This window comes from Mesorhizobium sp. M1312 (assembly GCF_040318115.1).
In the GTDB taxonomy this organism is placed as follows: Bacteria; Pseudomonadota; Alphaproteobacteria; order Rhizobiales; family Rhizobiaceae; genus Mesorhizobium.
In genome coordinates this window covers 1-21,142 of sequence record NZ_JAMYLQ010000005.1, presented here as the reverse complement: position 1 = coordinate 21,142, position 21,142 = coordinate 1, and the positions used below count along the sequence as shown (strand labels likewise).

The following is a 21,142-nucleotide window of genomic DNA, read 5'->3' as shown; positions in this document are numbered from 1 at the left end:
GGTCAAAAAAGAGTTACGCAGCCGCCTCCCCGACAGCCGGGCCGCATGCGGCATCGGCACAACATTCGTCGGCAAGAAAACCGAGGAGATCGCTCATCACCGGATAATTGGCACGGCAAATCAGCGTCGTTGCCTGGCGCTCCTGGGTCACCAGGCCGGTCAGGATAAGCCGGTGGAGATGATGCGACAGGGTCGACGCCGCGATGCCGAGGCTTTCCTGCAGATAACCGACCGGTCGCCCGGTTTCGCCTGCCCTCACCAGGGTGCGATAAAGATTCAACCGCGTCGGATTGCCGAGCGCCTCGAGCTGTTTTGCTGCTTGTTCGAGTTTCATGGAAATAAGCTAGCTCCCGCCGCCGGGGGTCGTCAAGCGCTATTTCCAAAATTCCAGAAATATCAGATAGGCGTCAGACGCGCCGCCCCGATGCATCGACGACCACTTCGCCGTCTTCCTTGGTGAACGGACCGATATCCGGATTGGGCAGGATGTCGAGAACCGCTTCGGACGGCCGTGCAAGCATGGTGCCGAGCGGCGTCACCACGATCGGCCGGTTGATCAGGATCGGATGCGCCAGCATGAAATCGAGGATCTCGTCGTCAGTCCATTTGGGATCGCCGAGATTGAGCTCGGCGTAAGGCGTGCCCTTCTGGCGCAGCAATTCGCGCGGCGTCATCCCCATCGCCTTGATCAGCTCGACCAGCCGTTCGCGCGACGGCGGGTTTTTCAGATACTCGATCACATCAGGCTCTTCGCCGAACTGCCGGATGATGGCGAGCGTGTTGCGCGAGGTGCCGCAGTCGGGGTTGTGGTAGATGGTGATGGTCATTTCGCGGCTCTCATCGGTCTGATTGCTTTGGGGTCAGCGAGCAGCCACCCTGCCAAGGCCATGGCAAGCAGCGCGCCCAGCAGCTCGGCGACGATGAACGCCGGCAGATCTATCGGCCGGATGCCCGCGAACGTGTTGGAAACCGCCCGCGCGATGGCGACGGCCGGATTGGCAAACGAGGTCGAGGCTGTGAACCAATAGGCCGCGGTGATGTAGAGCCCGACCAGCCAGGGGATGGCATCCGAACGGAAGCGAAGACCGGCAAGAATGGTGAAGACCAGGCCGAAGGCGGCCACCAACTCCGCAATCCATTGTCCGTTTCCGGTCCGCACGGTTTGCGAGATTTGCAGAATCGGCAGTTCGAACATGGCGTGCGCCAGCAGCGTTCCGGCGACGCCGCCGACAATCTGGGCGATGACATAGGCCAAAGCTGCAATTGCGTCGATTTCGCGCCTGAGGGCAAAAACCAGCGTCACCGCCGGATTGAAATGCGCCCCGGAAATTGGTCCGAGTATGGTGATCAGCACCACCAGGATCGCTCCAGTCGGCAGCGTATTGCCGAGCAGGGACAGACCCACATCATCCGTCAGCCGGTCGGCCATGATGCCGGACCCGACGACCGTCGCGACGAGCATCGCCGTGCCGAGCGCTTCCGCGACAATGCGACGGGACAGGTCAGCCGCCATGGGTGTGCCCATCTCTAACATTTGCAAGTCACCGCGTGGATGACAGGCCGGCAGAGCTCCGGCGCGCCGTTGCAGCAATCCTCCATGAGATAGGCAAGCAGATCGCGAAAACCGGTCATGTCGGCGACGTAGCGGATCGTCCGGCCGTCACGCTCGGCGCGGACGAGGCCGGCATGGTCGAGAACCTTCAGATGCGCCGACATGGTGTTCTGCACCGTACCCAGGCGCGAGGCGATCTCGCCGGCAGGAACACCATCTGCGCCCGCCCGCACCAGCAGGCGAAACACCTCGAGCCTGGTGTCCTGGCCAAGCGCTGCCAGTGCGAGAAGGGCGGTGTTCTTATCCATGCATCCCAGAATCCGGAATTATGGATGTATATGGCCGACATATGACAGACAAATGACGATGGATGGTCGAAAATCGTCGCTGGATGCGGCTGCAACGGTTCGTATCCGACTGTCGGCCAAGACGGGCCAGTTGATACCGAACGAGCTAGTCCAGCTTGAATGTGAAAGGCGCCGCAACAGATGTACCCGCTTTTTCCGGCGGCGGCGCTGGCACTTTGGCACCCTGTAAGGCGTCGAGCGCCGCGCGATCGAGATCCGGATAGCCGGAGGAACGAGCCAGCCGGGCGGATAGAACGCGGCCGGATCCGTCGACGGTAAAGGTCACTCGTGGACTACCTTCCTCGCGCCGGGCCTTTGCGCCCCTTGGATAACGCGTGTGTCGCCTGATCCACGCATGCAGCTGCGAGTTCCACTTGGACGCGCTCACACCGGATCTCGAAGCCGATGCTTTGGCCGATTTCGGTGCGGCCGCCTTGGCTGCGGGTTTCGCAGCGAGACTGGCCGTCGTCCGCGGCGGTGCGGCTTTCTCCTTTTTCGGACGCTGTCTGGCCTCTCTGACCGGCTTCTTGGTCTTGACCTCAGCCGGCTCCTTTGCCTCAGTCTTTGCCTGCTTCTTTGTCTTGGCCTCGACGGGTGCGTCGACCGGTTTCGGCTGCGGCAGCGGAATGACCACTTCCGGCGTGACGGCCTCGGCAATATCAGGCACGACCTCCTCGAGCGGCGGCTGGTCGACCCGTTCCGCCACGGTTGGCGGGGTGGGCTCGACTGTGTCGGCCGGGGCGGCTTCCGACGGCTCGGTGACCGGCTCTGCCCGCTCGACGGGCGGTTCGGGCGGAGGCTCCGTTTCGGTTACGTCAGGCTCCTCGGCCGGATCCGGCTGATCGGGCGCTATCTCATGCGGCAGCGGGGCCGGCTCGGCCGGCGTGAACGCCATCGGCGACAGCTCGATCACCTGCGCCTGCGGCGGCCCGCCATCGGGCTCGGCCGGGCGCCAGCTCTGCATCGCATAGCCGATCGCGGCATGCGCCACCAGAACCAGTGCAGCCGCGCCCGCCCACCAGGCAATCTCGCGCACGCCGAAACGCCGCTGATCGGCCATCGGCAGGGCGGCGGCCGGCGACATTACTTGCCCGTCCCGACTTGCGGCGCCGCGGCATCGCCGGGCGCGGTCTCGAGGCCGACCAGCGCGATCTTCAGATAACCGGCGCCCCGCAAAAGGTTCATCACCTCCATAAGTTCGCCATAGCCGACCGCCTTGTCGGCGCGCAGGAAGATGCGCGTCTGCCTGTCGCCTTTTGTCCTGCCGACGAGCGTGGCGGCGAAGGCGTCGCGCGGCACGGTATCGTTGCCGACCGCCAGGCTGAGATCGTTTTTCAGGGTCAGGAACAGCGGCGTCTCAGGCCGGGGAGCCGGCGTTGCAGTCGAGCCCGGCAGGTCGACATTGACGTCCACCGTCGCCAGCGGCGCCGCGACCATGAAAATGATCAGCAGAACCAGGATAACGTCGATGAACGGCGTGACGTTGATCTCGTGGTTCTCCTCGAGATCGCCGTCGATGTTCTCTCGAATTCTAGCCGCCATGGCGTCGCTCCGTGTTCATTCCGCGGCCATCTGCTTTGCCGGCGCGACCGTGCGGAAATCCAGATCCCGACTGACCAGCCGTTCGACCCCTGCCGACGCGTCGGCGAGAATCTGCCTGTAGCCGGCTATCGATCGCGCGAAGACGTTGTAGATGACCACCGCCGGGATCGCCGCGACAAGGCCCATCGCGGTGGCCAGCAAAGCTTCCGCGATGCCCGGCGCGACGACGGCGAGATTGGTGGTCTGCGCCTGCGAGATGCCGATGAAGGCGTTCATGATGCCCCAGACCGTGCCGAAAAGGCCGACAAACGGCGCGGTCGAGCCGATCGTCGCCAGCACGCCGGTGCCGCGCGACATGCGCCGCGCCGCCGCCGCCTCGATGCGCAACAGACGCGAGGTGACCCGCTCCTTCAGCCCGTCGCCGGACACATGGTCGAGCGAGCCGGCCGAAAGCGCGGTCTCTTCCTCCGCCGCCCGCACCAGCAGGGCGCCAGGACCGCCATTGTGGCCAAGCGCGCGGCCGGCTTGGTTCAGCGTCGCGGCATAGCCGATCGCTTGTGCCGCGCGGCGGGCGCGCAGCTTGCCGCCAAGGATCTCCAGCGATTTGGCCAGCCACATCGTCCAGGTGACGAAGGACGCAAAAGCCAGCCCGATCATTACCGCTTTCACGACGATGTCGGCCGCCATGAACATGCCCCATGGCGACAGATCATGCGGCAGGGTCAGGGACGTCGCCGTCGAAGGACCAGTCTCGATAGGCGTGGTCTGGGTGGGCGTGGTCACGCCGGGCTGCGTGGCTGGTGGCGCGACCGGGCGCGGGAGCGGGCGCCTCGATCGCCGGAGCCGCGTCCGGTTGCTCCTGGGCGGCCGTGCCGCTAGCCGACAGGATGACGGATGCGATCAACGCCGCGAACAAACCATGTCTGGACAAGGGCTTCTTCCTTATTCTCACAGTGGCCTCATTGCACATAGCCGATGGGCTGGCCGGTGACGGGGTGCGCGAACACACCCATCTCGACACCGAAAATTCCTTTGAGCACGTCGCCCTGCATGATCTGGTCCGGCGTGCCGCGCGTCAGCAGCCTGCCGTCCTTCAGTGCGATCAGTTCGTCGCAGTAGCGCGCCGCCATATTGGGATCGTGCAGCACGACGACGACGCACAGGTCGCGTTTACGGCTGAGATCCCTGACCAGCCCCAGCACCTCGACCTGATGGGCGATGTCGAGCGCCGAGATCGGCTCGTCGAGCAGCATGACGCCGGCATTCTGCGCCACCAGCATGGCCAGCCATGCGCGCTGGCGCTCGCCGCCGGACAATTCGTCCACCAGCCGGTCGGTGAAGTCAGCCATGTCGGTCAGGACAAGCGCCTCGTCGACATGGCGCCTGTCCTCGTGCCCGAAGCGGCCGAGCGCGCCATGCCAGGGATAGCGCCCGAGCGTCGCCAGTTCGCGCACGGTCAGGCCGGTCGCCGCCGGCGTCGTCTGCGGCAGGTAGGCCAGCGCGCGGGCGAGCTCGCGCGCGCCCCACTGCACCAGCGGACGCTGCGCGAAGGTGATGCCGCCCGAGCTTGCCGGCTGCTGGCGCGCCAAGAGCTTGATCAGCGTCGATTTGCCCGAGCCGTTGTGCCCGATCAGCCCATAGACGCGCGAGCGTTGCAGCTCGAGTGTGACAGGACCGAGCAGCGTCCGCTCGCTGACGGCAAAGCGCACCGCTTCGACATGGAAGGCAGTCTGGGCATGTGTTCCAGCCACGGTGTTGGCCTCTCTTCGGCTTCGCCCGAGCATTTCCGTAATCGGTTTCGGCAGTCCGGTTTTCGGCGCCGATGCCCGGTTAACTATGAAACATGAGTCAACAATGAAGATGACTTTTGGGTCAACAAAATGTCGTGACGCGCCGGATTTGCGTCGAAATTCCGAAAGAGTGGAGCGCGCCGAGATGGTGATTGGTTTTGGCCGCGGAAGAATTCGAGATGAAACGACTGCGCGCCGAAACCTGCTGATCGCGGCGATGTCGCTGCCGGTGCTGCTTGGCGGCGGCGACGCCGTCGCGCAGGAGGCGACCACCACTCTCGACCCGATCAACATTCAGGAACGCGTCGAAAGCGCCTTTGGGACGGTCGACGGCTATGTCGCCACCCAGGGCTCCACCGCCACCAAGACCGAAACACCGCTGATCGAGACGCCGCAGTCGATATCGGTCATCACCAAAGACCAGATGGAAGCGCAGGCGGTGGACAGCCTGAACAGCGCACTGCGGTATACGCCAGGCGCAACCGGCAATCTCTACGGCACCGACAATCGTGGCCACGGCTTGCAGATGCGCGGCATTTCGAACTCCAGCGGCGTCTTCTACAAGGACGGGCTGCAGCTCAAGGAAAGCAATTTCACGCTGTTCACGGCGCTCGATTCCTACGGCGCCGAACGCTACGAAATCCTGCGCGGGCCGGCATCGGTCCTCTACGTCCAGGCAAGCCCTGGCGGCATCATCAACTATGTCAGCAAGCGCCCGACCGAGGAGAACCTCCGCGAGGTCGAGATCGGCGCCGGAAGCTTCGACCGTTATGAAGGAAGTTCGACTTCAGCGGGGCTGTCAACGCCGACAAGTCGCTCCTGTTCCGCCTCACCGGCGCCGCCCACACCGGCGATACGCAGACAGACTTCGTCGAGGACGACCGCATCTTCATCGCGCCGGCGCTGAGCTGGCAGCCCGATGCCGATACCAGCCTGACCATCCTCGCCAACTATCAGCGCGACCGGTCCGGTTGGGCGATGCAGTACCTGCCGGCATACGGCACGATCAGGCCGGGCAAGGACGGAAAATACCTGCCGAACAGCATGTTCGTCGGCGAACCGGACTTCGACACCTACAACAATGACCAGGCGTCGATCGGTTACGAGTTGGATCACCGCTTCAACGAGACGTGGCAGGTTCGCCAGCACGCCCGCTACGCCTATCTGAAGCACTATGAGGAAGGCGTCTTCGGCGGCGGGCTTCTGAATGATGAGGGCGACTATTCCCGCTATGCCGATGCCGGCGGCAGCAGGCTCAGCGGCGTGACCATCGACAACCAGGCGCAGGCCGATTTCGACACCGGGCTGCTCGCCCACACGCTGCTTCTCGGCCTCGACTACAAGCGTTACACCTACCGCGACTATGCCGCCAGCAACGATATGACCGACGATGATTTCAATATTTTCGACCCAGTCTATGGCTATCCGGTCGGCGAAATGACGCCCTATACAGACACCGACACCACCCAATCGCAGGTCGGCCTCTACGCGCAGGACCAGATCAAGCTGGGCAACTGGCGGCTGACGCTGGGCGGCCGCCAGGACTGGGCGGACGCGAAAGTCCACGACAATCTGGGCGGCGCTTTCGGTCCCCGCCAGAAGGACGACGCCTTCACCAGCCGCGCCGGTCTGCTTTATCTCGCCGACAACGGCCTTGCGCCCTATGTCAGCTATTCCGAATCGTTCCAGCCGGTGTCCGGCCCCGACAGCAACGGCAATCCGCTCGTGCCCGAAACCGGCAAGCAGTACGAGGTCGGGCTGAAATATCAGCCGGTTGGCTGGAACTCCTTCGTCACCGTTTCGGCGTTCGACCTGACCCGGCAGAATGTCGTGCGCTACCGCGCATGGCCTAATCATGATCTTCTACATGGTGATGCCGGCGTTGATCGGCGGCTTCGGCAACTGGTTCGTCCCGCTGATGATCGGTGCGCGCGACATGGCTTTTCCGGGACTGAACAGTCTCGGCTTCTGGTTGCTGCCGCTGTCCTTGATCATGCTGATCGGGTCGCTGCTGGTCGGCGACGGAACGGGTACCGGCTGGAGCCTCTATCCGCCGCTGTCGGGCATAGACGGCCAGCCCGGACCGTCGGTCGACATGACGATCCTCGCGCTGCACTTGGCCGGCATTTCTTCGGTGATCAGCGCGATCAATTTCGTCACTACCATCCTCAACATGCGCGAGGATCGCTTGCCGCTGTTCGGCATGCCGCTGTTCGTGTGGTCGATCCTGATTTCGTCGCTCATGCTGCTTCTCGCCATGCCGGTGCTGGCGGCCGCGCTGGCGATGCTGCTTGCCGACCGCAATTTCGGCGGCGCCTTTTTCGATCCAGCCGGCGGCGGAGACCCGATGCTGTTCATGAACCTCTTCTGGTTCTTCGGCCATCCGGAGGTCTACATCATGATCCTGCCGGCCTTCGGCATCATCAGCCAGATCGTCTCGCGGTTCTCAGGTCGCCCGATTTTCGGTTATCCCGGCATGGTGCTGGCGATGGCATCAATTGCGGCGCTGGGTTTCATCGTCTGGGCGCACCATATGTTCACCGTCGGTGTCGGCTTCGCGCCGCGTGCCTTCTTCACGCTGGCCTCGATGGTGATCGCGGTGCCGACCGGCATCAAGGTGTTCGCCTGGATTGCCACTATGTGGGGCGGGTCGATCCGCCTCACCGTGCCGATGCTGTGGGCGCTGGGCTTCATCATCATGTTCACGGTCGGCGGCACGACGGGGATCGTGCTTGCCAATGCCGGCGCGGATCAAGTGCTGCACAACACCTACTACGTCGTCGCGCATTTCCACTATGTGCTGAGCCTCGGCGCGACGTATGCGATCTTCGCCGGCTTCTATTACTGGTTCCCGCGCATGACCGGACGCATGTTCCCGGAGTGGGTTGGACGGTTGCATTTCTGGTGCTTCTTCATCGGCACCAACGTTCTGTTTTTCCCGATGCATTTCCTCGGACTGGCAGGAATGCCACGGCGCATCGCGGATTATCCGGACGGTTTCTTGGGCTGGAATATGATTGCGTCGCTCGGCGCTGTGCTCGCGCTCGCCTCCACGCTGCTGTTCCTGGTGATGCTTGCGGTCTCGCTGCGCCGTGGCGCGCCGGCCCCGCGCGATGTGTGGGGTCCGGCTTTCACGCATGAATGGGATGACGATCCCGAGATGGCGCGTCCGCGTGGCACGGCGGGCGCGGAGGCAGGCGCGTGAGCAAGACTGTCACCGAGGTCGGCGGCACGGATGGCCGATGGCCTGTCGCGACTGCTGTCTCGCTGTTCCTGCTGGCGTGCGCCGGTCTCGCGCTCTTCCACCCGTCGCTGTTCGGCACGCTGGCCGGCAGCATCGCGGCACTCGGTCCGCTCGTGATCGCGGTGGGGCTTCTGCCATTGTTCATCGCTCTGACAGCGTGGTCGCGGGCGACGAGTGGTGAGCGTGCGAATGGTCCGCAAAACACCTTTGGCCCGAGGATCGCAATCATCGCCTTAATCGCGTCCGAGGTAGCGTTCTTCGCCGCCTTGTTCGCCGTCTACCTACGATACGCGATCTATCCGGAGATCGCGGGGTTCAGCTCATGGCCACCTACGCCGATGCGCCCCGACGACCCTTGGGGCGGCCCGCTTCTCAACACAGTGATCCTCGTCGCGTCGGGGGTCTGCGTCGCAGCGGCGCATGACTGGCTTCTGAAAGAGCGATGGCAGCTTTCGGCTATCGGGCTTACCGTGGCGATCGCGCTCGGCGGCGTGTTCGTCGGCCTTCAGCTTCGGGAATTCAGCCTCGCCTCGGTGGGATTCCGCGACGGTGTCTATCCCTCGATCTTCTTCCTTACGACTGGCTTCCACGGCCTGCACGTCGTTATCGGCATCTTGTTGCTGTCGATCGCCGCATATCGGGTGATCCGCGCGCGCTCAGCCGGCGGCGCCGGCTTCATAACGACGGCGGCATCCTGGTACTGGCATTTTGTCGATGCGGTATGGCTTGTGCTGTTCGCCGTCTTCTACGCTTGGGCCAGCTAGGAGCGTACCGACGCGACGTCGACTACCATCGGCATTGCTGAAACATATCTGGGAGCCGGTTGAGGGCGGCCTTCGCGGTTCAAAGTTGCATAGAAGCAAACTCAAAGCACCCAGAAGAGCTGCCTCTGGCGGAAGTGACCTTTACTCCATGGTCGATCAGTTTCCTGCAGGATCAAGTAGTGTAGTGGCTCCCGTCCTCGATCCATGCCGCCGTCGGGTGTGAGACTCTGCTTCGGGTCACAAGCAGAACAGCAGCCCCCTACGGCTCGTCCCTCACATCGCGCAAATTAGACACAACGCGGCGGTTCTGCGACCTGCAGGCGGTGTCAGGGCAGTCGCGGACGAGCCTGTCTTTGCCGTAGCCCTTGGCCCACAAGCGGTTGCGGTCTATGCCGCCGGCGGCGAGGTAGTCCATCACCGCATCGGCGCGCTGCTGCGACAGCGCCGTTTCACTTGCGCCGGGATCGTCGGCGAAACCCTGCAGCTTGAGCAGCCAGCGCGGATGCTTTGCCAACCAGGCGATCTGGGTGTCGAGGGTGGCCTTGGCGACAGAATCGAGCGCGGCCGAACCTTGCGTGAAATAGGTGCGGCGCCCGACATTGAGGATAAAATCCTCCTCGCTGCCCGGCTGCACGTTCTGGAAGCCGGCAACCTCGGTGTTGGTGATGTCGGGCGTGGAGGGGGCCAGCGTGTTGCTGGTCGAGCAGGATGCGGCCAGCACCAGCAGGCCGGCGGCGAGCAGCCGGCGCGTGTTTTCAATCATGCGTTTCATGAGGCGCCAATCATTCGACAGTGGTGGAAGCGGGCGCCTGGTCGGCGATGTGCGGCAGGACCTGCACCGCGGTGCCGATCGGGCAGCGCTGGTACAGGTCGATGATGTCTTCCGGGAACATGCGGATGCAGCCGCTGGAAGCGTCGGTGCCGATGCTCCATGGCTCCAGCGTGCCATGCAGGCGGTAGCCGGTGTCAGCGCCGTTGCGGTGCAGATAGAGCGCGCGCGGCCCGAGCGGATTGTTGGACGCGCCGCCTGCGACCATGTGCGGTAGGTCCGGCCTGCGCTTACGCATTTCGGGGGGCGGGACCCATTGCGGCCACAGTGCGCGGCGGTCGATCGTCGCGCGGCCGTACCATTTGAAGCCGTCCTTGCCGACGCCGACGCCGTAGCGGATGGCGGTCTTGTTTTCCATGATGACGTAGAGGAAGTGGTGGCGAGTATCGACCACGACGGTGCCGACCGGCTCGCTGCTGAAATACTTGACGATCTGGCGATGCCATCTCTTGTCGATCTTGGCGAAGTTGGTCTTGCGATAGACAAAATTGTTATCGCTGGCGGTACCGGCGAAAAAGGATTTTGCCGCCGCGGCTTGAGCAATATTGCTGGTTGCACCCACCGCGACCAGCGCCAGGCCGCCGAGCACGATACCCCTGCGTGATAAAACCATCGGCAATATTCCCCTCCATGCCAAAAGCCTGGCGGACCATAGGTGAGAATTACTTCGCCTCAAAGTGGAAAATGCTGCGTTGCTTCAGTCCGCCGCGTCCGGACATTCGGCAATTTGGCGGCCAGTGACCGAATTGTGACAGTCTTGCCGAGGACGAACGTCTAACCTAAACCCATCCAGAACCTTAACCAAATTGGCGCGACTGTTTGGGACCGGGCGTACTTGCGTACATTTGCCCTATCCGGACGTGTGAGCAATGCCGTTGGCGAACCGTGATGCATGCTTTTTTTCGTTCGGTTGCTGCGATGATCGTGATGTCCGGCGTGGCAGGTTGCACCAGCATTTCCTACTACGCACAATCCTTGAAGGGTCACGTGGAGATCATGGCGGCGCGCCAGGATGTCGGAGAGCTGATCGACGATCCGTCGACCCCTGCGACGTTGCGCGCTCGAATGGCATCGGCGAGCGCCATCCGACAGTTTGCGATAGATGACCTAGCGCTGCCGGACAACAATAGCTACCGCAGCTATGTTGACGTTGGTCGGGACGCGGTGACATGGGCCATCTTCGCAGCGCAGGAATTCTCGCTGACGCCACGAACATGGTGCTTTCCAGTGTTCGGATGCGTTCCGTACCGAGGGTACTTCTCCAAAAGGTCTGCGATTGAAACCGCTGTCGAACTTCAGAGACAGGGCCTGGACGTCTATGTGACGGGCATTACTGCATATTCCACGCTCGGCTGGTCAAGTGACCCGCTGCTAAGCACCATGCTCAGCCAAGATGAAGCGGGTCTTGCAGGGCTGGTGTTCCATGAGCTGGCCCACCAGCGCATCTACGTACAGGACGATTCCGCGTTCAACGAAGCGTTCGCTGCCGCTGTCGAAACAACCGGTGTAAGAAAATGGCTGCGCGCGAATGGGGACACTGCCGGTTTGCGCCGTTACGAAGCCGACCGGAGGCGCAGAGCTCAATTTCTTGCACTGGTGTCGCAGACCCGAGACGAGCTAAGGCACGTCTATGACGACAGCGCTACCTCTGAGCAGAAGCGGGCCGCAAAGATAGCCGCGATCGAACGGCTGCGGATGCGCTACCGAGAGATGCGCGACAGTCGCTGGCGTGGATACCGGGGATACGATGTCTGGTTCGATTCTCCGATTAACAACGCGAAGCTCGCCGCGACTTCCGTCTACGGCGATCGGGTGGCGACGTTTCTCCGCTTGTTCGATTTGTGTTCGGGCGACTATCCACGATTCTTCGCGTCGGTTCGACGGATAGGAGCGTTAGACAAATCTGACCGCGCCGAAGCGCTCAAGGCGGCAGATTCATGCGATTGATCCGGTCAAATCCGAAGGCCCGAAGCGGCGAATCGGTCGCTGATGTACTCGGCAGCCGGCGCAGGTGATTGAACTGACCATTTGTCGGCCGATTTCCCAGGTACTTTGACGTCGGCGGGGCCGGAAGCCGCATGTCGGCCTGCAGAAGCCAAAAGCGGACTTGCCTGAACTCCCCGCGGGATCTTGGACCACAATGATTGCCGGCGGGCTGTGGCGCCTCAGCGTGCGCCCCTACGAGGCCGAAAACCTCACGCTCACCCCGCGCTGCCGAAAATAAGCCTGCATTAGCTTGCGGCCCGAACGGTTGTTCTGCGCCAGCCTGGTCGGATCGAACACCGCTTGTTCTATCCCCTCTCGCGCCAGCGCTGCTTTGAGCGCCGCGATATGTGCGTCGATGTCGGCATTGTTCGCGCGGAGCGATGCATAGATGCTGTCGGTCGCCTCGGCCACGGTCGGCTCGCTCACGGGTGTACTCCTTTGGCTATTCGGGCGGCGGCTTAGCACAGATCAGCGGCTTCGCCGATACCGATAAGACGGCTAGATGGGCGGCAACAGTGTTCCTTGGGGTCGGTTGTGAATCATGGGTTCCGCCTGAGTCGGAGATCGCAAGCCATGTCGACACGAACGAGTGAGGAGGATTGGACGCACACGTTCGAGTATCCGGGCTTGTCTGCCGCGACGCATCAGCAGCTGTCGCGCGGCCCCGTTCGAGTCGGGAAAGGTTCTCCTGTTCCTTGGCGCGCGGTTCCATGGGTTCACCTCCCGATGTGGCCATCAACCCCCAGCCAGTGCCTTCTCGTTCCTCGACGGCGGCATTCGGGATCGAGCTGAGCGTCGACGAGCGGCTGGGATTGGGCGCAAAGCTGTTACGGCTCCGTGTGCGAGGGTCTTGCTTCGAGACAAAGCAGCTGCTCGCATCAGCCTTCCCCTACCGATCCTCAATAATCCGCAAATACGCCGCCGTCACGAACAGGACGATCAGCCCAAATAATATCCGCCGCGCGCCTTCGGGCATCTGCAAAATCGTCAGCAGCGTCGTCAGCACGGTGAGGATCAGGGCGCCGATGATCGTGCCGGTGTAGCCGCCGCGGCCGCCGAAGATCGAGGTTCCGCCGATCACGGCGGCTGCCACCGAAGGCAGCACCAGCGGTTCGGCTAACGACAGCGACGGCGCCTTGATCAGGCCGATATAGAGCAGCCCGGTGATGCCGGCGAGCACGCTCGAGATGACGTAGAGCGCCGTGATGACCTGCCAATAGCGGACGCCGGACAGGCGTGCCGCGCCTTCATTGTCGCCGACCGCGTAAAGCAGGCGGCCAAAGCCGGTGCGGTTCAAGGTGAAGACGATGAGGACGGCGATGGGCACGAACAGCAGCAGCGCATTGGGCACGCCATAGGTCAGGCCGGTGCCCAGCCAGGCCAGGAAGGGCGGAATCTTGGCGCCCGAAGCGATGACGGTGCGCTGATAGACCTGCAGGCAGCCGGTGCCGATCAGGCTGGTGCCGAGCGTCATGATCAGCGGGTGCACGCGAAATACGCCGACGCCGATGCCGTTGACCAGGCCGATCAGCACCGCCGGCACCAAGGCGATGAGAATCGCCACCGCCGGGTCATGATTGACGACCTGCGTCGCCATGATGAAGGCGCTCATCGTCGCCACGGTTCCGACCGACAGATCGATGCCGCCGGTCAGCATGGTCATGGTCTGGCAGCCGGCAAGAATTGCCAGCGGGATGGCGAATTTGACCGTGTTGGCTAGCCAGCGCTCGTTGACGATGCCGGGGCGCAGGATCTGCAGGACCACCACCAGGATGACGAGCAGGATGATCAGCGGGATCAGCGGCCGGTCGGCCATGAAGCGCTTGAGGCGGCGGCCGAAGGGTACGGGTTGGATCGCGGTTGTGCTCATGATGTTGCTCGCGATTGGTTTTGCCCGATGCCGGGAGGGGATGGCGCTCTACGGCGCGTGCGGACCCGGCAGGGCAATCGCATTTGGATTCTTGCGAAGATGGACCCCCACCCTAACCCTCCCCACAAGGGGGAGGGAACGCTGCCGCGCGCCTGTCCTTTCCCTTTGGCCCCGAAAGACAGGCAATTTGCCGAGGTCAGCGCCAACGGAAGTCTCCCTCCCCCTTGTGGGGAGGGGTTAGGGGTGGGGGTACATCGTAGAGCGAAAGCCTCGGCTTCCCACCTGCGATAGCCCTGCCTAGTCGTGGGGAGATTGGATGGGCGCGAAGGATCGCCGACTCTATAAACCAGCCTTACGCCATTGCTCATGATTGGCGGCTCCGCATGGTGATGAAGGCGCCGAACATGACGACGGCGACCATGATCGCGCCCTCGATGATTGCCGTGACGTTGGGATCGATGGCCAGCAGCATCAGGTCGGTGCGCACCAGCCGTAGCACGAAGACCGCGACGATCGGGCCGAGCAATCCGCCCTTGCCGCCGCCGAGTGCGACGCCGCCGAGCACCACCGCCGCCACGCTGGCAAGAAGATAGGGGCCGGGAATGGGGGCGCCGATGCCTGTGCTCATGGTCAGCGCCAGCCCGCCCATGGCAGCGAAAAGCCCCGACAAGGCATAGGCGATGATCTTGGTGCGCGCGACAGGCACGCCGCTGCGAAATGCCGCGAGCTCGCTGCTGCCGATGGCGTAGATCGACAGGCCGAGCTTCGAGCGCTTCAGGGGTATCCAGATGATGCAGAGGCAGACGACCAGGAGCACCAGCGCCTTCGGTATCCAGGCAGAGATCTCAGGCAATCCGGGGATCGGGACCGTGCCGACGATGGTCGCCCTCAGCCATTCGGCGACCGCGCCGCCGGGCGCGCCGAGCACCAGCAGCGCCGCGCCCTGCAGGACGAAGAGAGTGGCCAGCGTGACGACGATGTCGGGCACGCGGGTGACGACGATCAGCATGCCGTTGACGGCGCCCAGCACCAGTCCCATGGCCAGCACGAACGGCACGACGAAAAGCGCGTATTCCTCGCTGGCGCCGTCCATCATCGAGGCGGCGGTGACGCTGGTCAGCGCCATCATGGCGCCGACGGAAAGATCGATGCCGCCGGCGATGACGACAATCGTCTGGGCGGCCACGGCAAAGGCGTAAGGCAGCACCGCGCGCACCAGCGAGCCGAAATCGCCGCTGCCATAGCCCGGCTGGATGAGCCTGGTGATCACGAACAGGACCACGAACAGGACAAGCAGGCCGGCGACCCAGCCCTGACGGCGGACGAGCCGGGTCAAGGTTTCGCCACCGGGCTCGAGTGGATATCGGCAAGGATGCCGACATCCTCCTTGGCGCCGCGCGACAAGCCGTAAGCGGCGCGCATCAGCGCCGGCTCGTCGGCGAGTTCGACGGGGAAGACGTCGACGACGCGCCCCCCAAAGATGACGATGACGCGATCGCAGACACGCTGCACCTCCTCGAGCTCGGATGTATAGAACAGCACGGATTTGTCCTGGTCGGCGAGTTCGCGCAGCAGCTTGTAGATCTCCTGCTTGGTGCCGACATCGATGCCGCGCGTCGGGTCGAAGCAGAGGATGGTCTGTGCTTCGGCGGCGATCCAGCGGGCGATCGTCACCTTCTGCTGGTTGCCGCCGGACAGGCGCTGCACTTCCCGCTGGGCGCGCGTGTCGATCTGCAGACGCTCGATCGCACTGACGACCCTGGAGCGTTCCTGCGCCATGTTGATCGGTCCCCAGTTGCGCAAGGCGGCGCTGAAGGGAAGCGCGATGTTTTCGCGCACCGAGCGCTGCATGGTCAAAGCTTCGGTGCGGTCGCCGGGCACATAGGCGATGCCGGCGCGGATCGCATCCGCCGGATGCGCGAATTTCACTGGCTTCCCGTCCACTTCGATCGTGCCGCCGGACGGGCGGATGGAGCCGGCGAGCGCGGCGAAGAGCTCGTCCTGGCCTTGCCCCTCAAGCGCGACGACGCCCGCGACCTCACCGTTCGCCAGGTCGAACGACACGTCGTTGAGCTTGGTGCCGACACGAAGGTTCGCCACGCCGAGGCGCGGACGGCTATCCCTAGGCGAAGCGGCCTGGCTCGTCTGGCGCGCCGCCACGCGCGTCTTTTCGATCCTGGCGCCGAGCATCATCTCGACGATGCGCTCCTCGACGCCCGGCTTGATGTCGACGACGCCGACGGTTTCGCCGTCGCGGAGCACGGTGGCGCGGTCGCAAAGCGCCGCTATCTCGACAAAGCGGTGGGAAATGAAGATCACCGAACGGCCGCTGTCGCCCTGGCGGCGAACGACTTCGAGCACCTTCTCGGCAAGGTTTGCCGGCAGTGCCGCGGTCATCTCGTCGAGCAGCAGAACGTCGGGCTCGACCGCCAGCGCCCGCGCCAGATCGAGCACGCGCAGAACGGCAAGCGGGATGTCGCGCGCGGTGTCGCGGATGTCGAGGTCGGGAATGCCGAGTTCGCGCACCCAGGCGCGGAACGGCTCGACCGGCGTGTCGGTCAGGCGCAGGTTGGAGGCGACGTCGAGATCGGGGATGAGCGACGGTTCCTGGTAGACGGGAAGCAGGCCGGCGCGGCGCGCATCGGCGGGCGAGCGCACGTCACGGGCTTCGCCGCGGATCAGGATATGCCCGGCATCGGCGCGGATCGCGCCGGTCAGGATTTTTACGAGCGTCGATTTGCCGGCGCCATTGGCGCCCATCAGCGCGTGAACCTCGCCCGGCAGAACCGACAGCGACGCGTTGCGCAGCGCAACCACGGCGCCGTAAGTCTTGACGACGCCGGTGGCCTCCAGGAGAGGGTTGGTGGTCAAAATCGCGTTGCTCTCGATTTAAGTGGCCCAAATCATCTCACGCCGGCGCCGCCCCTCACCTGCCTGCCGGCATCCTCTCCCCGTATAGGGACGGGGAGAGGGGGCTGTGATCGCCGGTTTCGCCAATCATCACCGTCGCAGGAAGGGCGCCGAAGTTGCGGCCAGCCCCTTCTCCCCGTCACGGGGAGAAGGGCCCGGCAGGGCGATGAGGGGCGGCGTCGACGTCGACAGTCTCCGCAGAAGTTGGAAACGGTCATGGTCTGAAGCGAAAGCCCATATTACTCACCCGGGCCCTTGCAGGCGATGATCTGGTCCTTGGTGTAGGTGGTCCACTCCGGAATGGAGATCGAGACCGGCCATTCCGGGCTCAGCGACGGATCGGCTACGCTTTTCAGCTTGGCCTTGCCCTCTTCGGTGGCGTTCTCCCACAGCTGCGGCTCGACGAGCACGGTCTGCTCCGCCGGCTTTTTGCCGTTCAGGATCTGCAGAGCCAAGGTCACGCCGGCGCCGCCGATCGAGCCGGGATTGGTCACCGCGGCGCCGACGAGGCCTTCGACCGAGTTCAGCTGGCCGACGAAGCCGGCATTGTCGGCGCCGACCACCGGCACAAGCGGCGTCTGCGACTCGACCAGCGCGTCGACGATCACATTGTCGATGCCCGAGGTCCAGATGCCGTTGAACGGCGATCCGGTGGCGATGAAATCGAGGATCTGCTGCTTGCCCTGATCCTGCTGCCAGCCGGTGAAGACCTCGTGCACGACCTTCACATCGGGGAATTCGGCAAGCGCCTTCTTAAAACCCTTGTCGCGGTCGCTGTCGGCCGAAGCGCCGGCGGCGCCGCGCATGTAGACGACATCGCCCTTGCCGCCGATCTGCTGGAACAGCCATTTTGCGCCGAGATAGGCGTACTGTTCCTGGTTGTTGGAGATGATGTAGGCCGAAGGCTCGGTGACCGCCTGGTCGACGGCGACGACGACGATGCCGGCCTTGGTGGCTTCCTCAAGGGCTGACTTGATGCCGGCCGGATCGGCCGGGTTGACGACGATGGCGTTGACCTTGGCGCTGATCAGGTTGCGAATGTCCTCGAGCTGGCCGGCGGCGTCGGTGTTGCGATGGGCGATGTTGAGCTTGGTCACCTCGCCGGACGCGAGCGCCTGCGCCTTGATGGCGCAGATCATCTCCTCGCGCCAGCCATTGCCTTGCACGGTGTTGGACACGCCGATCGTGTATTTGGCTTCAGCGGACGAGACGCCCACCGAAGCCAGAAACGCCGCGCCGGCAAGCAGCGGGACCATCGCCAGATATTTTTTCATTTCAGTCTTCCTCCACATTGATTTCAGTTCAGTTCGAAAAGTCGGCCTCATTTCACAAAGGGGCGCAGCACATCGCGGGCCAGCAGAAAGCCCCGCTTGACGTTTTCATCGCTCCCCTCAAACCGCCGGTCCTCGTGCTCGATGATGATGGGTCCGTCATAACCGGCGCGATAGAGGCCGGAGAAGATCACATTCCAGTCGACATCGCCAAGTCCCGGCATGCGCGGCACCTGCCAGCCCATGCCGGCCGAGAGGATACCGCGCTCGTAAAGTCCATCATGATCGATCATCAAGTCCTTGGCATGGACATGCAGCATGTAGGGGCCAAACTCCCTGATGAAGCGGGCCTGGTCGATCATCTGCCAGACCAAATGCGACGGGTCGAAATTCATGCCGACATCGCCGCCCCAGGCCTCAAGGATGCGGCGCCAGATATAGGGCGAATAGGCGATGTTGTGCCCGCCCGGCCACTCGTCATAGCTGAAGATCATCGGGCAGTTCTCAAAGGCCAGCTTGACGCCGTTGTCGCGCGCATGGGCGATGATCTCAGGCCACAGTTTGAGCGCCTCTTGCCAGTTGGCGTCGATGGTTTTTGCAGCGTCGCCGCCGCAGAAGGTGTTGACGACAGGCACGCCCATATGGCTCGCCAGCACGATCACCTTCTTCAAATGATCGATGACGGCCTTGCGGTGGGCGGCATCGGGATGCAGCGGATTGGGGTAGAAGCCGAGGCCCGAGATCGACAGCTTGTTTTCCGCCAGTGCGGCGGCGATTTCCTTGGCCTGCGAGGCCGAGGTCGAGGCGGCGTCGATATGGCTGGTGCCGGCATAGCGCCGGGCGGCGCCTGAGGATTTCGGCCAGCAGGCGATCTCGAGCGCCTCGAAGCCGGCAGAACGTGCCCAGTCGGCGACCTCGACGAGCGGGGTATCGGCAAACGGTGCGGTGAGCAGTCCGAGCTTCATATTGCCCTCCCGTGGTCGTGGCGACCTACTATGCCGATTGTGCCGGCCGCTTCACCCGTGCGGCCGCCGGCAATGCGCAAACCTGTCCGACGAACGCCGTCGGATCCTCGCTGAGCAGGCCGACGAGACCGGCTGTGACAGCCGTGCGGAAATTGTCGTTGACGGCGATGCAGTCCACCAGGCTATTTCCTGCGGGCAAGTGCTGCCCGGTCGTAAGACGGTTTTTGGAGCCAGGGAAGGAAGCCGGCTAAGCAGTGCTGGGCCGAGCGTTCCGAGCGAAGCAGCCTTCACCGGTTCGCTCCCACCACCCATTGCTCCTGGTCGATCAGAGCGCCGGTCATCGGCCCGGAGGCGTCGGAGAGCATGAAGACGGTGAGGTTGGCCACCTCGTCCGCCGCCAGCAGGCGCCCGAAAGGCTGCGACGCGTTGGCGGCGTCGATCCAGCCCGGGCCATGCCCCAGCGTCTCGGCCTGCATGATGCGCTCGGCCGGAGTGTCGGTCCAGCCGACATTGATGCCGTTGACGCGGATGCGGTCGAAACCATGCGCGTTGGCGGCGTTGCGGGTCAGCGTCGCGAGCGCGCCCTTGGTGGCGGAATAGACGGCGAGTTCGGGCGAGCCGCAATGCGCGTTGATCGACAGAATGTTGACGATGGCGCCGCCTTGACCTTGCTTGATCATCTGCGCGATGGCCGCCTGCATCAGGAAGAACGGCGCCCGCGCATTGACGGCGAACAGCGCCGCCCAATCGTCGAGGTCGGCATCGAGAAACGAGGCGCGGTTGGTCAGGCCGGCGGCGTTGACCAGCGCGTCGATGCGCCCGAAGCGGCTGATACATTCGTCCACCAGCCGCGCCGGCGCCGTGGTATCAGCCAGATCGGCGGCGACGAATGCGGTTGGCGTGCCTGCCTGGGAGAGCGCCGTCGCCACGTCGTTGCCACGCACGGGTTCGCGCCCGGAGACCAGCAGGCCGCCGGCACTTGCGCGCGCGAGCGTCTCGGCGATCGCCCGGCCGATGCCTTGCGTCGCGCCGGTGACCAGCACCACCTTGCCGTCCAGCCGAAGCTCCATTCCTCCTCCCGGAACAATGTTGGCATTTTGCAGACTAGGGAACGCCAATTCCCGATAGTCAATCTTCAGGAGGGAGTTTTCAAATCATGGTCTTACGCAATTGCTGACGGATCGATGCGTGAATGCTTGCGGGTCGGCATGGTGGGTGGCGGGCGCAACGCCTTCATCGGCGCCGTGCACCGGCTGGCCATGCGCCTCGACGACCAGATCACGCTGGTTGCCGGCGTATTGTCCTCGGATTTCGAAACCTGCCCGACAGGCTTGGTGCTATCTCACTGCGGTGACCCTGCCCGCCGCGTCGAGGCGACAGCCGACTCGCGCCTGCCGAACTTCGATGCCGCCTCGTCTTGCGTAGTCTATTCGCACCGCGATCGGCGCCGTGAGTGCGCCTCGACGCTGACGCAAGGCACCCGCGCTCACCGCGTGGACACGGAGGGCGCCAAGCGGCGTCGCAGCGGACAGGATCGCCGCGCGGCAGGCTTGCACGACCGCAGTTGGCGTACCGGGTCTCGCTCCCAGCGGTCCAAGAGATCCAAAGGGATACCCCCTGGTGGAGTCACCCAAACCTGCTTTGGAAGGCCTGAGGACGAGTGGCAGGGCGATCGATTTCCCGTCGGACTTGCCTGGGTCATTGGCTGTCGTGTCTACGGCCGGACTGCCGGGAGCGCCGAGGGACGCGGCACCTGCGCCGACCGTAGCTCCGACGTTTGCTCCGCTCACACCGCCGACGCTGGTGCCTGCCCCGACAGATGCGCCTTGCGAACCGGCGCTCACGCCAGCACCGACCCCGGCACCGCCGACGCTGGTGCCTGCCCCGACGGATGCGCCTTGCGAACCGGCGCTCCCGCCAGCACCGACCCCCGCACCGCCGACGCTGGTGCCGGCCCCGACGGATGCGCCTTGCGAACCGGCGCTCACGCCAGCACCGACCCCGGCACCGCTCGTGCCTGCCCCGACGGATGCGCCTTGCGAGCCGGCGCTCGCGCCAGCACCGACCCCGGC

20 protein-coding genes and 4 pseudogenes are annotated in these 21,142 nt (G+C 64.0%); 6 read left to right on the top strand and 18 right to left on the bottom strand.

Annotation, left to right across the window (positions count from 1 at the left end; translation table 11 throughout):
• Positions 1 to 13 precede the first annotated feature (13 nt).
• From NKH36_RS08450 to NKH36_RS08415, 8 genes and pseudogenes are all read right to left on the bottom strand, one after another.
• A complete protein-coding gene (locus NKH36_RS08450; RefSeq protein ID WP_352961100.1) occupies positions 14 to 334 on the bottom strand; it encodes an ArsR/SmtB family transcription factor in 321 nt (106 codons plus the stop codon).
• A 73-nt stretch (positions 335 to 407) separates the two neighbouring features.
• Positions 408 to 827 (bottom strand): arsenate reductase (glutaredoxin), encoded by a 420-nt coding sequence (gene arsC / locus NKH36_RS08445; RefSeq protein ID WP_352961098.1) that lies wholly within the window; start codon positions 825 to 827, stop codon positions 408 to 410.
• A complete protein-coding gene (locus NKH36_RS08440; protein ID WP_352961096.1) occupies positions 824 to 1,513 on the bottom strand; it encodes an aquaporin in 690 nt (229 codons plus the stop codon). The genes arsC and NKH36_RS08440 overlap by 4 nt, the downstream gene beginning before the upstream one ends.
• Before the next feature lie 14 nt (positions 1,514 to 1,527).
• Complete coding sequence (locus tag NKH36_RS08435) at positions 1,528 to 1,860, bottom strand: ArsR/SmtB family transcription factor (protein WP_352961094.1); 333 nt, start codon at positions 1,858 to 1,860, stop codon at positions 1,528 to 1,530.
• 145 nt (positions 1,861 to 2,005) lie between these two features.
• The gene (locus NKH36_RS08430; RefSeq protein WP_352961092.1) at positions 2,006 to 2,983 is read right to left on the bottom strand and encodes a TonB family protein; all 978 of its coding nucleotides are present in this window, start codon (positions 2,981 to 2,983) and stop codon (positions 2,006 to 2,008) included.
• A complete protein-coding gene (exbD, locus tag NKH36_RS08425) occupies positions 2,983 to 3,441 on the bottom strand; it encodes a TonB system transport protein ExbD (protein WP_352961090.1) in 459 nt (152 codons plus the stop codon). The genes NKH36_RS08430 and exbD overlap by 1 nt, the downstream gene beginning before the upstream one ends.
• Positions 3,442 to 3,456: 15 nt before the next feature.
• A pseudogene (exbB, locus tag NKH36_RS08420) lies at positions 3,457 to 4,372 on the bottom strand (tonB-system energizer ExbB).
• Between the two features lie 28 nt (positions 4,373 to 4,400).
• Positions 4,401 to 5,192, bottom strand: a complete 792-nt coding sequence (locus NKH36_RS08415) for an ATP-binding cassette domain-containing protein (RefSeq protein WP_352961088.1) — start codon at positions 5,190 to 5,192, stop codon at positions 4,401 to 4,403.
• A 184-nt stretch (positions 5,193 to 5,376) separates the two neighbouring features.
• Here NKH36_RS08415 and NKH36_RS08410 point away from each other — a divergent pair, with 184 nt between their 5' ends.
• The 4 genes and pseudogenes from NKH36_RS08410 (at position 5,377) to NKH36_RS08395 (ending at position 9,239) form a co-directional block, all read left to right on the top strand.
• Positions 5,377 to 6,138: a TonB-dependent siderophore receptor gene (locus NKH36_RS08410; protein WP_352961086.1), complete on the top strand. Its 762-nt coding sequence runs from the start codon at positions 5,377 to 5,379 to the stop codon at positions 6,136 to 6,138.
• Positions 6,051 to 7,010, top strand: a pseudogene (locus NKH36_RS08405) (TonB-dependent siderophore receptor); the annotation flags it as partial. The gene NKH36_RS08410 and the pseudogene NKH36_RS08405, both read left to right, overlap by 88 nt.
• A gap of 58 nt (positions 7,011 to 7,068) precedes the next feature.
• Positions 7,069 to 8,436: pseudogene (locus tag NKH36_RS08400) on the top strand (cytochrome c oxidase subunit I); the annotation flags it as partial.
• Positions 8,433 to 9,239 carry a cytochrome c oxidase subunit 3 gene (locus tag NKH36_RS08395; RefSeq protein ID WP_352961082.1) on the top strand — a complete coding sequence of 269 codons (807 nt, stop codon included), beginning with the start codon at positions 8,433 to 8,435 and terminating at the stop codon, positions 9,237 to 9,239. The pseudogene NKH36_RS08400 and the gene NKH36_RS08395, both read left to right, overlap by 4 nt.
• Positions 9,240 to 9,498: 259 nt before the next feature.
• Here NKH36_RS08395 and NKH36_RS08390 read toward each other — a convergent pair whose 3' ends face one another.
• On the bottom strand, positions 9,499 to 10,011 hold the full coding sequence (locus NKH36_RS08390) for an OmpA family protein (protein ID WP_352961080.1): 513 nt from the start codon (positions 10,009 to 10,011) through the stop codon (positions 9,499 to 9,501).
• A 10-nt stretch (positions 10,012 to 10,021) separates the two neighbouring features.
• Positions 10,022 to 10,681: a L,D-transpeptidase gene (locus NKH36_RS08385; protein WP_352961078.1), complete on the bottom strand. Its 660-nt coding sequence runs from the start codon at positions 10,679 to 10,681 to the stop codon at positions 10,022 to 10,024.
• 275 nt (positions 10,682 to 10,956) lie between these two features.
• Between NKH36_RS08385 and NKH36_RS08380 the strand changes: the two genes are divergently transcribed.
• The gene (locus tag NKH36_RS08380) at positions 10,957 to 12,015 is read left to right on the top strand and encodes an aminopeptidase (protein WP_352961076.1); all 1,059 of its coding nucleotides are present in this window, start codon (positions 10,957 to 10,959) and stop codon (positions 12,013 to 12,015) included.
• 231 nt (positions 12,016 to 12,246) lie between these two features.
• Here the strand turns inward: NKH36_RS08380 and NKH36_RS08375 are convergent, their stop codons facing one another.
• The 8 genes from NKH36_RS08375 to NKH36_RS08340 form a co-directional block, all read right to left on the bottom strand.
• The gene (locus NKH36_RS08375) at positions 12,247 to 12,480 is read right to left on the bottom strand and encodes a hypothetical protein (protein WP_254027243.1); all 234 of its coding nucleotides are present in this window, start codon (positions 12,478 to 12,480) and stop codon (positions 12,247 to 12,249) included.
• A gap of 463 nt (positions 12,481 to 12,943) precedes the next feature.
• On the bottom strand, positions 12,944 to 13,924 hold the full coding sequence (locus tag NKH36_RS08370) for an ABC transporter permease (protein WP_023800493.1): 981 nt from the start codon (positions 13,922 to 13,924) through the stop codon (positions 12,944 to 12,946).
• A 364-nt stretch (positions 13,925 to 14,288) separates the two neighbouring features.
• On the bottom strand, positions 14,289 to 15,260 hold the full coding sequence (locus NKH36_RS08365) for an ABC transporter permease (RefSeq protein ID WP_352958034.1): 972 nt from the start codon (positions 15,258 to 15,260) through the stop codon (positions 14,289 to 14,291).
• The gene (locus NKH36_RS08360; RefSeq protein WP_352958035.1) at positions 15,257 to 16,795 is read right to left on the bottom strand and encodes a sugar ABC transporter ATP-binding protein; all 1,539 of its coding nucleotides are present in this window, start codon (positions 16,793 to 16,795) and stop codon (positions 15,257 to 15,259) included. Before NKH36_RS08360 ends, NKH36_RS08365 begins: the two co-directional genes overlap by 4 nt.
• A gap of 278 nt (positions 16,796 to 17,073) precedes the next feature.
• Positions 17,074 to 18,108 (bottom strand): ABC transporter substrate-binding protein, encoded by a 1,035-nt coding sequence (locus NKH36_RS08355; protein WP_254016610.1) that lies wholly within the window; start codon positions 18,106 to 18,108, stop codon positions 17,074 to 17,076.
• A 47-nt stretch (positions 18,109 to 18,155) separates the two neighbouring features.
• Complete coding sequence (locus NKH36_RS08350; RefSeq protein ID WP_352958036.1) at positions 18,156 to 19,070, bottom strand: sugar phosphate isomerase/epimerase family protein; 915 nt, start codon at positions 19,068 to 19,070, stop codon at positions 18,156 to 18,158.
• A 28-nt stretch (positions 19,071 to 19,098) separates the two neighbouring features.
• Entirely contained in the window at positions 19,099 to 19,248 is a 150-nt protein-coding gene (locus NKH36_RS08345) for a hypothetical protein (RefSeq protein WP_352958037.1), read from the bottom strand.
• A 109-nt stretch (positions 19,249 to 19,357) separates the two neighbouring features.
• On the bottom strand, positions 19,358 to 20,140 hold the full coding sequence (locus NKH36_RS08340) for an SDR family oxidoreductase (protein ID WP_352958038.1): 783 nt from the start codon (positions 20,138 to 20,140) through the stop codon (positions 19,358 to 19,360).
• A gap of 114 nt (positions 20,141 to 20,254) precedes the next feature.
• Here NKH36_RS08340 and NKH36_RS08335 point away from each other — a divergent pair.
• Positions 20,255 to 21,142: pseudogene (locus tag NKH36_RS08335) on the top strand (hypothetical protein); the annotation flags it as partial.

Excerpts from the sequence above, each read along its gene's own strand:
- NKH36_RS08350 (WP_352958036.1), bottom strand. The coding sequence starts at position 19,070 with ATGAAGCTCGGACTGCTCACCGCACCGTTTGCCGATACCCCGCTCGTC.
- exbD (WP_352961090.1), bottom strand. The coding sequence starts at position 3,441 with ATGGCGGCTAGAATTCGAGAGAACATCGACGGCGATCTCGAGGAGAAC.
- NKH36_RS08450 (WP_352961100.1), bottom strand. The coding sequence starts at position 334 with ATGAAACTCGAACAAGCAGCAAAACAGCTCGAGGCGCTCGGCAATCCG.
- NKH36_RS08390 (WP_352961080.1), bottom strand. The coding sequence starts at position 10,011 with ATGAAACGCATGATTGAAAACACGCGCCGGCTGCTCGCCGCCGGCCTG.
- NKH36_RS08370 (WP_023800493.1), bottom strand. The coding sequence starts at position 13,924 with ATGAGCACAACCGCGATCCAACCCGTACCCTTCGGCCGCCGCCTCAAG.
- NKH36_RS08410 (WP_352961086.1), top strand. The coding sequence starts at position 5,377 with ATGGTGATTGGTTTTGGCCGCGGAAGAATTCGAGATGAAACGACTGCG.
- arsC (WP_352961098.1), bottom strand. The coding sequence starts at position 827 with ATGACCATCACCATCTACCACAACCCCGACTGCGGCACCTCGCGCAAC.
- NKH36_RS08385 (WP_352961078.1), bottom strand. The coding sequence starts at position 10,681 with ATGGTTTTATCACGCAGGGGTATCGTGCTCGGCGGCCTGGCGCTGGTC.
- NKH36_RS08340 (WP_352958038.1), bottom strand. The coding sequence starts at position 20,140 with ATGGAGCTTCGGCTGGACGGCAAGGTGGTGCTGGTCACCGGCGCGACG.
- NKH36_RS08440 (WP_352961096.1), bottom strand. The coding sequence starts at position 1,513 with ATGGCGGCTGACCTGTCCCGTCGCATTGTCGCGGAAGCGCTCGGCACG.
- NKH36_RS08430 (WP_352961092.1), bottom strand. The coding sequence starts at position 2,983 with ATGTCGCCGGCCGCCGCCCTGCCGATGGCCGATCAGCGGCGTTTCGGC.
- NKH36_RS08380 (WP_352961076.1), top strand. The coding sequence starts at position 10,957 with ATGCATGCTTTTTTTCGTTCGGTTGCTGCGATGATCGTGATGTCCGGC.
- NKH36_RS08355 (WP_254016610.1), bottom strand. The coding sequence starts at position 18,108 with ATGAAAAAATATCTGGCGATGGTCCCGCTGCTTGCCGGCGCGGCGTTT.
- NKH36_RS08435 (WP_352961094.1), bottom strand. The coding sequence starts at position 1,860 with ATGGATAAGAACACCGCCCTTCTCGCACTGGCAGCGCTTGGCCAGGAC.